Origin of the sequence: Mesorhizobium sp. M0152 (assembly GCF_040322415.1) — a bacterium.
Classification (GTDB): Bacteria; Pseudomonadota; Alphaproteobacteria; order Rhizobiales; family Rhizobiaceae; genus Mesorhizobium.
In genome coordinates this window covers 1-14,519 of sequence record NZ_JAMYTH010000072.1, presented here as the reverse complement: position 1 = coordinate 14,519, position 14,519 = coordinate 1, and the positions used below count along the sequence as shown (strand labels likewise).

At 64.5% G+C, this 14,519-nt stretch carries 9 protein-coding genes; 4 read left to right on the top strand and 5 right to left on the bottom strand.

Going from position 1 to position 14,519, the window contains the following annotated elements; all coding sequences use genetic code 11:
• Positions 1–192: 192 nt before the first annotated feature.
• Entirely contained in the window at positions 193–3,186 is a 2,994-nt protein-coding gene (locus tag NKJ26_RS32110) for an autotransporter family protein (RefSeq protein ID WP_352699779.1), read from the bottom strand.
• Positions 3,187–4,196: 1,010 nt separating this feature from the next.
• Between NKJ26_RS32110 and NKJ26_RS32105 the strand changes: the two genes are divergently transcribed.
• A complete protein-coding gene (locus tag NKJ26_RS32105) occupies positions 4,197–4,637 on the top strand; it encodes a lipid-binding SYLF domain-containing protein (RefSeq protein ID WP_352607218.1) in 441 nt (146 codons plus the stop codon).
• 172 nt (positions 4,638–4,809) lie between these two features.
• On the opposite strand, the gene NKJ26_RS32100 is transcribed toward NKJ26_RS32105, so the two are convergent.
• The 3 genes from NKJ26_RS32100 to NKJ26_RS32090 form a co-directional block, all read right to left on the bottom strand.
• On the bottom strand, positions 4,810–6,864 hold the full coding sequence (locus NKJ26_RS32100) for a sensor histidine kinase (RefSeq protein WP_352699777.1): 2,055 nt from the start codon (positions 6,862–6,864) through the stop codon (positions 4,810–4,812).
• Between the two features lie 137 nt (positions 6,865–7,001).
• Entirely contained in the window at positions 7,002–7,868 is an 867-nt protein-coding gene (locus NKJ26_RS32095) for a ferritin-like domain-containing protein (RefSeq protein ID WP_352699775.1), read from the bottom strand.
• Between the two features lie 149 nt (positions 7,869–8,017).
• Positions 8,018–8,533: a hypothetical protein gene (locus tag NKJ26_RS32090; protein ID WP_352607212.1), complete on the bottom strand. Its 516-nt coding sequence runs from the start codon at positions 8,531–8,533 to the stop codon at positions 8,018–8,020.
• Between the two features lie 334 nt (positions 8,534–8,867).
• On the opposite strand from NKJ26_RS32090, the gene eglC reads away from it, so the two are divergent.
• The 3 genes from eglC to NKJ26_RS32075 are packed head-to-tail and all read left to right on the top strand — an operon-like array spanning position 8,868 to position 13,401.
• Positions 8,868–10,292, top strand: coding sequence for an endo-1,3-1,4-beta-glycanase EglC (gene eglC / locus NKJ26_RS32085; RefSeq protein ID WP_352607210.1), 1,425 nt, complete (start codon positions 8,868–8,870; stop codon positions 10,290–10,292).
• A gap of 9 nt (positions 10,293–10,301) precedes the next feature.
• Positions 10,302–12,083: a type I secretion system permease/ATPase gene (locus tag NKJ26_RS32080; RefSeq protein WP_352607208.1), complete on the top strand. Its 1,782-nt coding sequence runs from the start codon at positions 10,302–10,304 to the stop codon at positions 12,081–12,083.
• 4 nt (positions 12,084–12,087) lie between these two features.
• Complete coding sequence (locus tag NKJ26_RS32075; RefSeq protein ID WP_352699773.1) at positions 12,088–13,401, top strand: HlyD family type I secretion periplasmic adaptor subunit; 1,314 nt, start codon at positions 12,088–12,090, stop codon at positions 13,399–13,401.
• 144 nt (positions 13,402–13,545) lie between these two features.
• On the opposite strand, the gene NKJ26_RS32070 is transcribed toward NKJ26_RS32075, so the two are convergent.
• The gene (locus tag NKJ26_RS32070; protein WP_352699771.1) at positions 13,546–14,328 is read right to left on the bottom strand and encodes an SDR family oxidoreductase; all 783 of its coding nucleotides are present in this window, start codon (positions 14,326–14,328) and stop codon (positions 13,546–13,548) included.
• Between the last annotated feature and the right edge of the window lie 191 nt (positions 14,329–14,519).

The window sequence follows — 14,519 nt, the reverse complement described above, 5'->3', positions numbered from 1 at the left end:
CGACGCCTCTACCCGCTCAAGGTCTATGACATGCACGCCATCTCAGAAGGAGGCGGCCCTCCCGCGCAGCGGGTTCGTGCATTGGCGCAAAGCTGCCTTAAGCGGCTCGTCTTTGAGAGACTCTGGGTCAAGAACCTGCCGTTCGCCAACACCTCCTTCAAACCCGCGGAGAACCCGCGGCGTGGGGAACGCTCACCACTTGACCCGCAATCCCAGCGAGCCGGTCAGCGCATGACTATCGCCAAAGTCTTCCAGTGCCGTCCGGGCGATGGCTTCGCCGAATACCGAAAACCTGTCGTCGGCCCAGTTGATCGTGCCGCCGATGCCGAGGCCGCCCCACAGTTGCTGGTTGCGGTTCGAAAGGCTGCTGCCGGCGAGGTCGACCGAGGAGCCATCCTCGAAGTCATAATAAAGGTTGGCTAAGCCGTAGAGGTTCGTGTGGCCGGCGCGGCCCGCGCGGTCCTGCCATTGCGTCTGGTGGTCGAGCGAGAGGCCGAGGCGGCCGAGCAGGCTGTCGTTGCTGCCGGGGGTGACCCTCGCGCCGAAGGCGTCCGTGAAGGCGTCGAGGTCGATCGACGACCAGGCAAGCTGCGCCTGCGGCGTCAGCGACCAATTGGGATCGAGCATGATACGCTTGCCCGCTTCGACGCCGAGCGCGTAGCCGACGCCATTGTTGCCGTCGACGAGCCGCTGTCCCGCGGTCGCCGAGTCGAGATTGCTGTCGTACCAGATCACCTGCGCCTGGCCGTCGAGGTAGAAGCCCTCGGCGCCGTACCAGGTCAGCGAGCCGGAAACGCCGGTACCGGTGCTATCGATCGACCCACTGCCGAAGACCGAGGAGACGTCGGCGGACACGGTACCGTACTGGAAGGCGACGCCGCCGATGAGCTGACCGGCCGCGCTGTCGGACAAAAGCATGTCGGCGCCGGTCTGCAGCCTCCAGGTCGAAGTGTCATAACTCGTTCCCGTAGTGGAGCTTTCCGGATCGTAGGAGCCGCTGGTGCCTTCGATCCTGCCCCACAGCCCGATACCGGCCTCGGCCTTCACCTCGTCGGAAATCCCGTCGGCACCTTGGGCTTCGACGGTCCAGGAGCGGTTGCCGAGCCGCTGCTGGAGCGTGCCCAGCTGGTTGAAGGTCTGCAATACACCCGCATAGGCTTCATAGAGCGGCGCGCCGGCCTGATAGAGCGGAGTTCCGGGTCCGCCGCCATCGATCAGGGCGGAACGCAGATACCAGTCGCCGTCGCCGGGCGTGCTGGTGCCGCCCTGGTAGAGCCTGTAGGCATAAGCACCGCCGACCACCGCCTGATCGCCTTCGAAGGTGTAGTTGCCCTTGAGCGAGAAGCTGCCGTTGGAGATGCCACCGACGTCGACGATCTTGATGCCTTCGACCGTCTGGTCTCCGGCGCCGCCGAAATTGGCGACCTGAAGGGTGCCCGTCCCCGACGTGTTGCCGGCGACCACCAGCATGTCGGTCGGCGAACCGTCACCGCCGAGCGCGGTGTTGAGAACGACGTTACCACCATTGCCGACATAGTCGCCGCTGACGGTAAGTGTGTGGCCGGGGCCGCCGCTGGCTATAAGAACCGTGCCGGCGTTGCTCAGCCCGGCAAGCGTCTGCGACGTGCCGGCGAGATCGAGCGTGGCGCCTGAGGCGACCGAGAACTGCGAGGAGGAACTGAATGCGTTCGCTGTGCCAGCGGCAAGCGTGCCGCCGCTGACCGTGGTGGCGCTGGTAAAGCCTGAGTTGTCCGAGGCGAGCACCAGCGTGCCCTGGCCGTCCTTGATGAACGTGCCGGCGCCCGAGAGCACGCCGGCATAGCTGGCGTTGGCGACCTGGTCGAATGTGAAGGAGGCGGCGGCGCCGATCGCGACATCGCCGCCGAAGCGCTCGGCCGCCGAGACGAGGCCACCCTGGTCGATGGTCCAATCGAGCAGCGAGGTGCCTGCAAGCGTCAGCGTGCCGGCGCCGTCCTTCACCATCGTGCCGGTGCCGGAGATATTGCCGGCAAAGCTGGCGTCCGCCGTCTGGTCGAACACGACAGTGCCGGCATTGCCGATGTCGCCGCGGATCGAAGCCGCATTGCCGACCAGCGTTCCGGCACTCACCAGCGTGTTGCCGGCGTAAGTATTGGCACCCGCCAAAACCAGAGTGCCGTCGCCGGCTTTCGTGAGACCGCCTGCGCCGGAGATGACATTGCTGAGCGTGAAGGTTGTGCCGAGATCCGTCAGGAACGTTCCGTCCCCGGTCAGCGCGATGGTCCGTGCACTGGTGATGTCGGCAGTGGTTTCCAGCGTGCCGCCATCGAAGGTCAATCCGCCGATCGGATTACCTAAACTGCTATCGCTCGAAATTTTCAGGATACCGTCGCTCAGCGTCCAAGGCGTGACGGCAGTCGTCGTCCCCGTCAGCGTCCAGGTGCTGTTCCCTGTCTTCTCATAAAACCCGAACCCGTTATATTTGGCGCCAGCGCCGACCTGCGACACATCGAAACTGGCGCTGGTATCGCCGCCCAGCTTGAACGTATCGGCGGCGCTGAAAGCAACCACATTGCCCGTGATGGTCGAGCCGGCCTGAATCTCCAGCGAGTTCACGCCGCCCGTGAACTGGATGGCTTTGCCGGCTACCGGCGTTCCACCACCTGTGCCGACGGCGCCACCTGTGATCGTGCCCGCATTGATGACGGCGATGTTGGCGCCTTTGATCCCCGCGCCGCCATCACCGGCGGCCGCCGCCGCCCCACCCTGACCGCCATTGCCGCCAATGATCGTCGCCCCCGTACCGTTGACAACCGTTCCGCCCGAAAGCAGCAGAACACCGGCGCCGCCGTCGCCACCGCCCGCCGCGATGCTTCTTCCGCCAGTGCCCCCAGCTAGATTTCCGTTGTTGTCGATTGTTCCGCCGCCGGTCAGGACGATGGCGGCTGCGCCGCCGCCACCGCCTGCTATGACACTCACGGCGCGGCCACCAGTGCCGCCTGTGACGCTGCCGCCAGCTTCGACGGTGACATTAGCCGACGAAAACACGCCGACGCCACCACCTCCGCCGCCGGAGGTGGAGTTTGAGCCCGCGAAGCCGCCGTTGCCACCTCTCACCGATCCGCCGCTGGTTACGGCAATGTCCGCCGTGGCGCTGGCGCCGACACCGCCACCGCCGCCACCGCCGCCCCTGGCGGTGCCGCCCACGCCAGATGAACCAATAGCGCCGGTCCCGCCGCTAACGCTGGTGGAGATAGTTCCACTTGTGGAAATGACCTGGCCCGCACTACCGGTCGCTCCGGGAACGCCGTTGGGGTCGCCGGATGTTGAAGCTGATCCTCCGGAACCTCCTGGCGCGCCGTTTCCCGTTGTGAGGTCGACGCCGCCACCGCCACCGCCGGAGGCCACGCCGTTTGCGGCATTCTGACCCGTGGCACTTGCGAGCGGGCCGTCAACGCCACCTTGTCCGGCACCTGTGCCGCTGCCATTGCCGCCATCGGCCCAAGCGGGCGCGGCGCTCAGTGCGAAGGTGACAGCAAGGATCGCAAGGGAGGAAGCGCTGGAGCGAAGCGACACGACTTGCTGCAAGCGCGCGAGATGCAAAACCCAAATCCCATCGCGCGCCAGAATCCGCTCCGCCATGCCTATGCTCCCTGATTCCCAAGTGCGCCGAACGCAGCATGAAAATTATTTGCCCCGCAAGCCGTTTATAGTCTTGAAGGCTACCAACAAGCTAAACGATGGCCAGTAAAATCTGGTCTGCGACGTTTACGTGATAGGAAATATGTTCATATTAGCTTTGACTTATGAATGACCGTTACTCAGTCGCGAGAACAATCTCGCCGCATGGATCCGCGCGTAAACTTTCGGAGCTCCTGGCCCTCAGCCGATCCCATCGAGTGAACTCGCAGGCCGCGCGGCGCAAGGGGGGTGGACCGAGCGTCATTTGCACTGGACCGGGATTCCCCCTCGCGCCATGTCGCCGTCCGCGAAAGCACTCAGCCGCGATGTCTGCTTTCGGGCGGAGGTAAGTCTGCCTCATCGTCCGAGATCAGGCGCAGTCATGTGCGCCTTCACCTCGTCCGGCGCGTTGTGGCGGTCTCGCCATCCGGATTCGGGCCGCGTGCTTGGAACCAATGGCGGGCGAGACTGTTCGGCTTTGGTGCGACGCTGACATGCCCGGCCGGGGCAGGCGGCGATCTCGAGGAGTTCTCATCATGAAGATTTCGTCCAGGTTTCGTTCGGTCGCAGTTGCCGTCATCGCCACCGCGGGCGTTGGTTTTGCCAGCGCCGCGCATGCGGACAGCGGTACGATCCGTTTTGCCGTCTACAAGGCGGCCTTTTTCGTCGGCGGCTCCGGAGGCGAGGGCACGTTGACCTTTCATGGTCGCCGCTATCCCATCTCGGTCGGCGGCGTCTCGGGCGGCCTCGCCTTCGGTGCCTCCAAGACCTATTTCAAAGGCACCGTGCGCCACATACGCCGCGCCCGGGACGTGACGGGGGTGTACGGCGCGGCGGGCGGTGGCGGCGCGCTCGGCAGAGGGGCCCAGGTGATCGTCATGACCAATGACAAGGGCGCCCGACTCGAACTCACCGGCAGGCAGGTCGGCCTGCAGGTCAACGCCGACCTCAGCGGCATGAGCATCACGGTGAAGTAAGGGCCGTCACGCCGTTCGTCATTCCTGGGCGGGCCGGATCGCTGAACCCCGCTATCCGGCACCTGCGGGGAAAGCGATCGTGCGCCTCCACGCTCGAAGGGAAACCGCGAAGCTGATCCATGCGGCCGATATAGAGGCGCAAAGGGCCATGTGCTTGTGCGGGGAAGACCATCTACAATTGCCGCGACAGGGCCTCGTTCTTGTCCGCCGCGATACCGTCATGAGGCAAGGTCACGCGCAAATCGCAGACCAGCCCCGAGTTTTCGAACCGCAGCGAAACGCGGCCCGCTTCGGACGCGAATACCCGCTCGAGAAGCTGGGTGCCGAAACCCTTGCGGTCGACAGGCTCCACGACAGGGCCCCCGACCTCACGCCATTGGAGCTCGAGCCGGCGGCTATGCTTATGATTGACGAGCGTCCAGCGGATCGAAACCTTGCCCATGGCCGTCGACAACGCCCCGTATTTGATCGCATTCGTCATAAGCTCGTGGAAAACCAGGGCTGCCGAAAGGGCGATGTTCGGCGGAAGCCAGACCCTCTCGCCGCGGATCTGAAAGCGCTCGATCGAGGCGTGCGGCTTGATCGACGCGGCAATGAGGTCGCCGAGATCGGCGCCGCTCCAGTTCTGCTGCGTAAGCAGGTCGTGTGCCTTCGCCAGCGAAACGAGGCGGCTGGACAGCATCTGCCTTGCCTCGGACAGGCTGGTGGCGTTGCGCATCGTCTGGCCCGCGATCGACTGGACCACCGCAAGCGTGTTCTTGACGCGGTGGTTCAGTTCATTGGCCAGCAATCTGCGGTGCTCCTCGCTGCGTTTGCGGTCGGTGATGTCGAGACTGATCTGCACGGCACCGATGATGCTGCCGGCCGGGTTGCGGATCGGGCGTGCGCTGGTGAGCAGGAAGCGCTCTACGCCCGAGGGAAGCGTGTAGGCGAACTCTTCGTGGTCGGTCAGCTCTCCGCGCATCGCACGGCTTAGAGGCCGGTCCTCGCGGCTCACCGCATGGCCGTTCCTGACCGCCACGGTGTTGATCACACGTTCCGGCCTGCCGAAGGAATCGGATGCATCCGTGGGCAAACCCATGAGCTCCGCCGCGAAGCGGTTGCGGATCACCTGAAGCGCTTTCGGATCATAGGTAAACCAGACCGCCGCCGGCACCGTCTCCAACACCGCTTCCAGCTCGTACCGGCGTTCGGCGATGGCGCGCTCCGCGTCGACCATGGCCCGGGCGATGGTGGCAAACTCCGTAACGGAGGTGGACAGGGGTTCGACCCGGCGCCCATGCCCCAGCGCCTCGGCGCGGGCCGCCAGGTCGGCGGTGGCCCCGGTGAAGTGCTTGCCGACAATGTACCCCAGCGCGACCGAGACAAGGAGCGACAGGAGGCCCATCGCGCAAATCGCGGCAAGCGACCGCCAAAGCGGTGCCTGGACCTGGGAGAGCGGCACGTCGGCGGTATAGAACCAATCGGAGTGCGGCGATCGGTAATAACCCGCCAGCAGCGTCATGCCTTCGAAGTTGCGGGACGTGAAGCTGCCGGAGCGTCCGACGATCTTCTCCAGATACTCGGCCCGTCCGGGCTTGCCGCTCATCTCCTCGTCCAATCTGGAACGCGCCACGTAATTTCCGTCGCGATCTCCAATCCCCACCGTCCAACCCTCCGGGACAGCCGGCATCATCACGTTTCGGATGCGGGCGGTCGGGACTGAAATCGAAAGAAGCAGTGCCTCGCCCCTGGGAGCCGGCACCCGAATGGACATGGCGATGCGGCGGTCCTTCGAAGCTTTGCCGGCGAAGACATCGCTGACGAAAAATCCGCCAGCCTTGATTTTCTCGCGATCGGCAGCAGCTATCGGGGCGACGGGCGGCAAGTCCGAGCCGTAGCCGATCTCCGTGTTCAAGAGTTGATTGCGGCCAAGATCGCGCAGGACAATGACCTGGTCCTTGCCCTGGATCAGATTGAGCGCCTCGCCGTGAAAGGCTTGCAGATTGCCATTGGCGAGAGCGGCGGATTTCGAAAGGCCGTCGACGATCGTTTGAAGGTTGGCGAGTTCGCCCTCCACCACGAGCGACACCTGCCGGGCCGTCTGCAGGGCATCCTGCTCGAAACGGTACCGCTCCTGTTGAGCATACTGGACCAGCAAATAGGCAGCGAATAGCCAGACCGGGACCACTGCGGCGGCGATCAGACCAAGCAGGTGCGATCGAACAGATCGAAGAGGCAAGACCATACCCCCTGCCGCCTCAGGAAACTAGCCAACCATAATCGCCAGCCCAGGAACAGCAAGCATTAGTTCTGGCGAATATACCGGGGCCGTTGCCGGTTGCAGGCGCCGCGACAGGAAGCTGATCGCCTGTCCCGATCGGCTCAGGTGCTCTTCAGCGTGCCGTTCATCCCTTCCGGATAGAAGCCGCCCTTGCTTACTCCCTCCTTGTCGGTGAGGTAGACGATCCGCAGCACTTCCTGCGGCGTCCTGGTGAACGCGATCGCGTCGGGCGTCGAGGGGACGATGTTGGCCTTGCCATGCACCTGGATGCCCTGGTCCTTGTCTTCCGATCCGTCGATCTTGTCGCGGGCGTCGGAGACGGCGTTGGCGGCCTTCCAGGCCTTCTCTCCCTTCCGGTACAGCGTCGAGCGCGCCATTCCCATGTGGTAGGCCTCGACCGCCAATATGCCGGCGGCGGCGGCGAGGAAGTCCTTGTTCTTCAGAACCGTCGCCGCGCCGGCATAGGCGGTGACGCCGACATCCTCGAACAGCATGCCGCCGAGGACGAAGTTCGTTTCGTCGCCGAATGGGTCGAAGTCCGCCCCGAGGCCCGCTGCCTTCGCAACCGCCTTGAACCCGGCATCGAAATCGATGGCCGGCCTGTCGACGGCGTTCTTTGCAAGCGTCTTGCGGTAGAACCGGACATGCGCGAGTTCGTTTTCAGCAACTTCCTGCATGAATTCGCCGATGGCTGGCGTCTCGAAGGACACTTTCTTTCCGCCAACGACATCGCCGGGTTTCGAACCGGCATCGGCGGCGTCGATGCCTTTTCCGGTGGTGCCGCGGAGGTAGTATTCGGCCTCCATGTATTCCAGGTTCAGCGCAAAGCGGAAAATGTCTTCGTCCTGCACTTCTTCCTTGGCATAGGCGCGAGAGACTGGCGCGAGGCCGGCCGTGGCGGCGAGGCCCAGCCCAAATTGCAATGCGCGGCGGCGGGAAAGGTGAAGCGAAGAGGTGGCACGTATCATGACTTCCTCCAAAAGCCCGCCGGCATCACCTGTTGGTGCCCTATCGCGGGCCTATCATCCCAACCCCGCTGCAGGCGGAATGTTCCTGGCCAGGCGCCAGCGAGGGGTTCGGGGCGCAGCTCCTCCGACGAATTGACGACGGGCTCCGCTCAAACGTGCGCGATCGCCAGGAGCCAGGCCAGGATATCGAGCAGCAGAAAGACCAGCGCGATCTGCAACGCCGCCCGGAGCCGCTGGATGATCCGCCAGTTGCCGGCCATGTCGGCCTTGATGCGAAGGGCAAGCGCGCGGTGCATGGCCGACATGGTTGCCGGGCTGTCGCCATCGACATAGCGATGGAGCAGTTCTTCGGGATCGAAGCGGAAGGTGTATTGGTGGTAGGGCCAGAGCATGAAGACGATCAGCCCGCCAATGCCGAACAGCAGGGCGACCGCGGTCCACTCCCAAAGCCCAAGCCCGTCGGCAAGGGCCGCGCCGCCGAGCAAAGAGTTCGCGAAGGCGGTGGCAAAGATGAGGCTGCCGGCGCGGGTGTTCATGTTCTCCACGACGGTCTGCTGGTGCGTGAGGCCTCTCACTGCCTCCTGGTAGATAAACGCCAGACGAGGATCGTCGTCGGCAAGATCGCTCGCGGCGGTGGTTTCTGCTCCACTCGGACGTTTCGCCATAAGGGCTACCCCTCAGGTGCTGCAGGGAGACGCCAATCTAACTCAAAATCCGTCGCCGCAAAAATGTGGCGACACGGCCGCGTTGAACAAAACCGGCGCCCTGCCTGATATTTCAGCAGATATTGGTCCATATTGAGTAAAAGTTAAACCAGGCTTCACCTTTGAATTGCATAGGCCATCGTATTCTCCTCCTGCGCGATATCAAATTGGAGAGAGGAGAGTTTTCGCTGTACTATGTGATGATTCCCTGGAACCATGGTTTGGGTTACCAGTTGAGCCGTCAGCAATCATCGATTGGTTTGGCGGACTACGTACAACGAGGAAGGATTGTCCGATGAGCACCGTCCTGAACGCCAAGGGCGTTCCTCTTGCCTATAGCGGCGCCTCTACCCATTGGTTTTCCGCGACCGGATCCGGGCCGCAATTATACGGCACGTCCGGCAACGACTCGTTCTGGGGCGACAGCACCGTCAACCTCACCATTTATGGCGGCGCGGGCGACGACTATTATCATCTCTATTCGATGAACAACAAAGTGGTCGAGGACCCCGGGGCCGGGATCGACACGATCGACACATGGATGAGCTACAAGCTCCCCGACAATTTCGAGAACCTCGTCGTCACCGGCGACAACCGCTATGCGTTCGGGAACGCATTGGATAACATCATCAAGGGTGGATCCGGCCATCAGACGCTGGACGGCGGCCTTGGCAATGACGTCCTGATCGGCGGCGCCGGCGCCGACACTTTCGTCGTCTCGAAGGGCCACGGAAGCGACCTGATCTACGATTTCGACGCGACCGACACCGTCCGTCTCAACGGCTATGACCTGAACTCCTTCGCTGCCGTCCGGGCGCATATGGTCCAGGTTGAAGCGAACGTGATGCTGGACCTCGGATCCAATGAGGTGCTGGTGTTCAAGGGCACGACCATCGACAAGATGCAGCCCGGCCAGTTCGAGTTGCCGATCGACAAGTCCGGCATGACGCTGTCCTTCTCCGACGATTTCAACACGCTCAGCCTGGACAACGGCCAAGGCGGCACCTGGGATTCCAACTTCTCGTGGGGAGCCGCGAACGGAAGCACGCTAAGCAGCAATGGCGAACTGCAATGGTACATCGACGCGAAGTACGGCCCGACGAGCTCCGTTCACCCGTTCAGCGTCGAAAACGGCGTTCTCACCATCACCGCGGCGCAGGCGCCGGCGGACATCAAGCCCTATATCAACAATTATGAATACACTTCGGGGCTGCTGACGACCCACGATTCCTTCGCGCAGACTTACGGCTATTTCGAAATGCGGGCCGACCTGCCCGAAACGGCCGGCGCCTGGCCGGCCTTCTGGCTGCTTCCGGAAGACGGCTCGTGGCCGCCGGAACTGGACGTCGTGGAAACGCGCGGCCAGGACCCGAACACGCTGCTCATGACGGCGCACTCCAACGAGACCGGACAGCACACGAAGATTTCGTCCTCGGTAAACGTCGCCGATACCGACGGTTTCCACACCTATGGCCTGCTCTGGACGCAGGATAAGCTTGTCTGGACCTACGATGGCGTGAAGGTCGCCGAAGCGGCGACGCCGTCCGACATGCACAGCCCCATGTACATGCTGGCCGATCTCGCGGTCGGCGGTTTGGCCGGCGCGCCGCCGGATCATCTCGCGACGCCGGCCCAGATGAAGATCGACTATATCCGCGCCTATACGCTGGACGACCTCCAGCAACACCCCCTGGACGTCACGGGCGAGCACACGGTCTAGGTGGCCTCCATGTCGGGAGCCACGCGCCGTCAGGGGAGTTCGACTGTGCGGCCGGGCCTGCGCGCGGTGTTGCGGCGCGCGATTGTCGATGTCGGGGTTTTCTCGTCGCTGCTCAATGTGCTGTTGCTGGTGATCCCGCTCTATCTGTTGCAGGTCTATGACCGGATCCTGCCTTCCTCCAGCGTCGAGACGCTTGTCTACCTGTCGGCTATCGCGGTGCTGGCGCTTGCCTTCCTCGGCTTGCTGGACGCGGTCCGCGCCGTCTACACGCAACGCGTCGCGGCCACCGTCGACCGCCAACTGGGCGCCAGGACATTCGCCGCTTCGCTGGTGCCCAGACATGCCGGCGGCCTGTCGCCGTTGCGCGACCTTGCCACGGTCTGCGCCTTCATCAGGTCGCGCGGCGTGGCGGTGCTGTTCGACCTGCCTTTTGCGCCGCTCTTTCTCGCCTTGCTCTATCTCATCCATCCGGTGCTGTTCTGGGTGACGCTCGGCGGCGCTTTGCTTCTGGTCGGGCTGGTCGTGGCCAACCAGCTCGCCATCGGCAGGAACGATGCCTTGTCGTCGGAGCGTTCGGCTGTCGCCAGCCTGGCGGAGCAGGCCTTCGCCCGCAACGCCGAAACGCTCCGCGCCATGGGCATGGTGCAGAACGCCGCGCGGGTGTGGGGGCGGCACGTCGCCGAAGCGCTCGCGCTCCACGACCGTTCGTCGACGGCCAATGCGATTTTCAGCGGAACCTCGCGGGCGCTGCGCATGATGCTCCAGCTGGCGATACTGGGCGTCGGAGCCTGGCTGGTGCTTGGCGGGAAAATGACGGCCGGCATGATCTTCGCCTCTTCGCTGGTGTCGTCGCGCGCGCTGCAGCCGCTCGATCAGCTCATCGGATCCTGGCGCCAGATCGTCGACGCCAGGCGGTCCTGGAAGCGGCTCGAGAAGGCGCTTTCGGCGCAGCCGGATGAAGTGCGCAAACTGACCTTGCCCGCCCCGACGGGCGCGATTTCGGTGCAGGACCTGTTCTTCATGGCGCCGAATGCCGCGCCCGGCTCGGCCCCCATCCTCAAGCGGCTGAATTTCGCGGTCGGTGCCGGCGAAGCCGTGGCGATCGTCGGCCCGAGCGGCGCCGGCAAATCGACGCTGGCGCGCCTGCTTGTTGGCGCGGTGCAGCCGACCGGCGGCTCGATCAGGATCGACGACGCCGATCTCAGGACCTGGGACGACGACCAGCTTGGAAGGCAGATCGGCTATCTCGCGCAGGAGGTGGAGCTGTTCCCCGGATCGATCGCGGAAAATGTCGCCCGCTTCGACCCCGAGGCGGACGATGCCGCTATCGTCGAGGCCGCCAGGCGCGCCGAGGCGCATCAGCTGATCCTGGCGCAGCGCGACGGCTACCAGACCATGATCGGTCCCTCGGACCGGACGCTGTCGGGCGGCGAGCGCCAGAGGATCGGGCTGGCGCGTGCCTTCTACGGCAATCCGCGCATCCTCGTCCTGGACGAGCCCAGCACACATCTCGACGGCAGCGGCGAAGCGGCGCTCGAGGCGGTGCTTGCCGCGGCGCGGGCGGCCGGCGTGACGGCAATTGTGATCACGCACCGGCCTTCGATAGCCGAGGCGTGCGATCGCGTGATGCTGTTGCGCGGCGGCGTGATCGAAGCCTTCGGCGCAAGCAGCGAGGTGTTGCGGCAGTCGGTCGCCGACAAGGGCCCGTCGCGACCGCAGAAGACGGTGGTGACGGGGTCGTTCGCCACGACGATCCGCGGCACCCCGCAAAACGTCCGGCTCGGATCGTAGACGGATGGCGGTCGGGAGCCTTGGCTGGGAGCCTCGCACCGACGTAAGGCGGGTGGCCTTCACCGGTTACGCGGCGATAGCGCTGCTGGCGGGCTGTTTCGGCTATTGGGCGACCAGCGTGCCCTTGTCCGGGGCTGTGATCACGCCAGGCACCATCTCGGCGACGGGCGGGAACATCCTCATCCAGCATCACGAGGGCGGCATCATCCAGGAGCTGCTGGTCCATGAAGGCGACCGCGTGCAACAGGCGCAGGACCTGATCATCCTCGACAAGACAGCCGCGCTGGCCGAGCTCAACCGGCTGACGAGACAGTCGATCGCGCTCAGGGCAAGTGCTGCGCGGCTGGAGGCGGAACGCGACGGGCTGGACCGGCTCGCGCCGATCGCGGGCGCCGCGCCGGCGCCGTTCCAGCCGGATTTCGACAGGCTGGTTCGCGAACAGCAGAAGGAGTTCGCCGCCAGGCTCTCGCGGTTCCGGTCGGAGCAATCGATCCTCGGGCAACAGGTCGCCATGCATCGCCAGTCGGTCGTCGGATTGAACGCCCAGAAACTCGCCATCCAGCAACAGGCCGAAATCGTGAAGAAGGAACTCGGCATCAAGACCGGCCTGCTGGACAAGGGCCTGACCAACCGCACCGAATATTCGCAGCTGCTGCGCAGCGAGGCCGATCTCGTCGGCCAGGCAGGGGCGCTGGAGGCAAACCTTGCCGCGGCCAACACCCAGATCGTCGAGGCGCAGGAGCAGATCGAGCGCCTGACCACGCAGCGCGTGGAGGAAGCGCTGACCAAGCTGGACGACGTGCGTTCCTCGCTGGCCGACGTCGAGGAACAGATGCGGGCGGCCGAGGCGGTGCTGCGGCGCACGACGATCAAGGCGCCGGCAGCGGGCATCGTGGTGTCGTCGCGCTATAATTCCAAGGGCAGCGTTATCGCCCCGGGCGAAAAGATCATGGAGATCCTGCCCACGGAATCCGGGCTGGTCGTCGATGCCAGGCTGAAGCCGAAAGACATCGACCAGGTGCGTGTCGGCCAGCCGGCAAAGCTCAGGCTGTCCGCCCTGAACACGCGGCTCACGCCGGAGGTCCCGGCCACCGTGACGCAGATTTCGGCCGACCGGCTGATCGACGAGGCCACGCACGAACCTTATTTCCGCGCCAAGCTGAAGATCGCCGGCGACCTGCCGCCCGGCGTGAAGGCGGAGCAGCTTTATCCGGGAACGCCGGTCGAGGCGTTCATCAACACCGGCGACCGGACTTTCTTCCAATACCTCGCCCGGCCGATGCTCGATTCCTTCGCCCGCGCCTTCACGGAGCGGTAGGGGGCGGGAGCGAGCGACACGCGCGAGGGCTGGTTGGCGGGGCCTATGGTGAACTCGTTGATCGTGGTGTCGGCGGGTGCGTCTATGGCGTATTCGACGACGCTGGCGATGCGGTCCGGCGAGATCCCGTACCCGGGCGTACGTTTACCGGTTCGCCCCGATCACCGACTGCTCCTGATCGATTACGGCGCCGGTCATCGGTCCGGCCGCGTCGGAAAGCAGGAAGACGGCAAGGTTGGCGATATCGCCTGGGGCCAGCAGCCTGCCGAAAGGCTGCGCGGCGTTGGCGGCATCGAGCCAGCCCGGGCCGTGGCCGAGCGTGTCGGCCTGCATGACGCGTTCGGCCGGCGTGTCGGTCCAGCCGACATTGATGCCGTTGACGCGGATGCGATCGAAGCGGTGAGCATTGGCGGCGTTCTTGGTCAGCGTCGCCAGCGCGCCCTTGGTGGCCGAATAGACGGCGAGCTCCGGCGCGCCGCAATGGGCGTTGATCGACAGGATGTTGACGATGGCGCCGGGCGCCGCGCGCTTCCTCATGTCGGCGATCGCCGCCTGCATCAGGAAGAACGGCGCCCGCGCATTGACGGAAAACACGGCCGCCCAGTCGTCGAGGCTCGCATCGAGAAACGAGGCGCGGTCGGTCAAGCCGGCGGCGTTGACCAGGCCGTCGATGCGGCCGAAGCGATCGATGCAGGCCTGCGCCAAAAGGGCAGGGGCGGCCGGGTCTCCAAGATCGGCGGCGACGAAGATCGTCGGTGTGCCGATCTGCGTCAGTTCAGCAGCCACCGCATCGCCGCGCGCGTTGTCGCGGCCGGTGACCAGCAGCCCAGCCGCGCCGGATCGCGCCAGCGTCTCGGCTATGGCGCGGCCGATGCCTTGCGTGGACCCGGTGACCAGCACCACCTTGCCGTCGAGCCTGGTCTCCATTTCTCTTCCCGGAACAAAGTTTCCAATTTTGAAGATGTGGAATGCAATTTCCCCGCAGTCAATTGTGCTGGCGGCTCAGAGGGGAATCGGTTTGGATTTCGAATTCGCTCTAGGGGTTGTTGAGAATCAGGATTCCACTTTCGCCCTTTGAGTGATTCAAGCCTCATTTTGGAGGTTTTGATGATTCGAAC

What these genes read in the sequence shown, in the direction of transcription:
- NKJ26_RS32105 (WP_352607218.1), top strand. Translation starts at nt 4,197, where the DNA reads ATGAAGATTTCGTCCAGGTTTCGTTCGGTCGCAGTTGCCGTCATCGCC.
- NKJ26_RS32100 (WP_352699777.1), bottom strand. Translation starts at nt 6,864, where the DNA reads ATGGTCTTGCCTCTTCGATCTGTTCGATCGCACCTGCTTGGTCTGATC.
- NKJ26_RS32095 (WP_352699775.1), bottom strand. Translation starts at nt 7,868, where the DNA reads ATGATACGTGCCACCTCTTCGCTTCACCTTTCCCGCCGCCGCGCATTG.
- NKJ26_RS32090 (WP_352607212.1), bottom strand. Translation starts at nt 8,533, where the DNA reads ATGGCGAAACGTCCGAGTGGAGCAGAAACCACCGCCGCGAGCGATCTT.
- eglC (WP_352607210.1), top strand. Translation starts at nt 8,868, where the DNA reads ATGAGCACCGTCCTGAACGCCAAGGGCGTTCCTCTTGCCTATAGCGGC.
- NKJ26_RS32080 (WP_352607208.1), top strand. Translation starts at nt 10,302, where the DNA reads ATGTCGGGAGCCACGCGCCGTCAGGGGAGTTCGACTGTGCGGCCGGGC.
- NKJ26_RS32075 (WP_352699773.1), top strand. Translation starts at nt 12,088, where the DNA reads ATGGCGGTCGGGAGCCTTGGCTGGGAGCCTCGCACCGACGTAAGGCGG.
- NKJ26_RS32070 (WP_352699771.1), bottom strand. Translation starts at nt 14,328, where the DNA reads ATGGAGACCAGGCTCGACGGCAAGGTGGTGCTGGTCACCGGGTCCACG.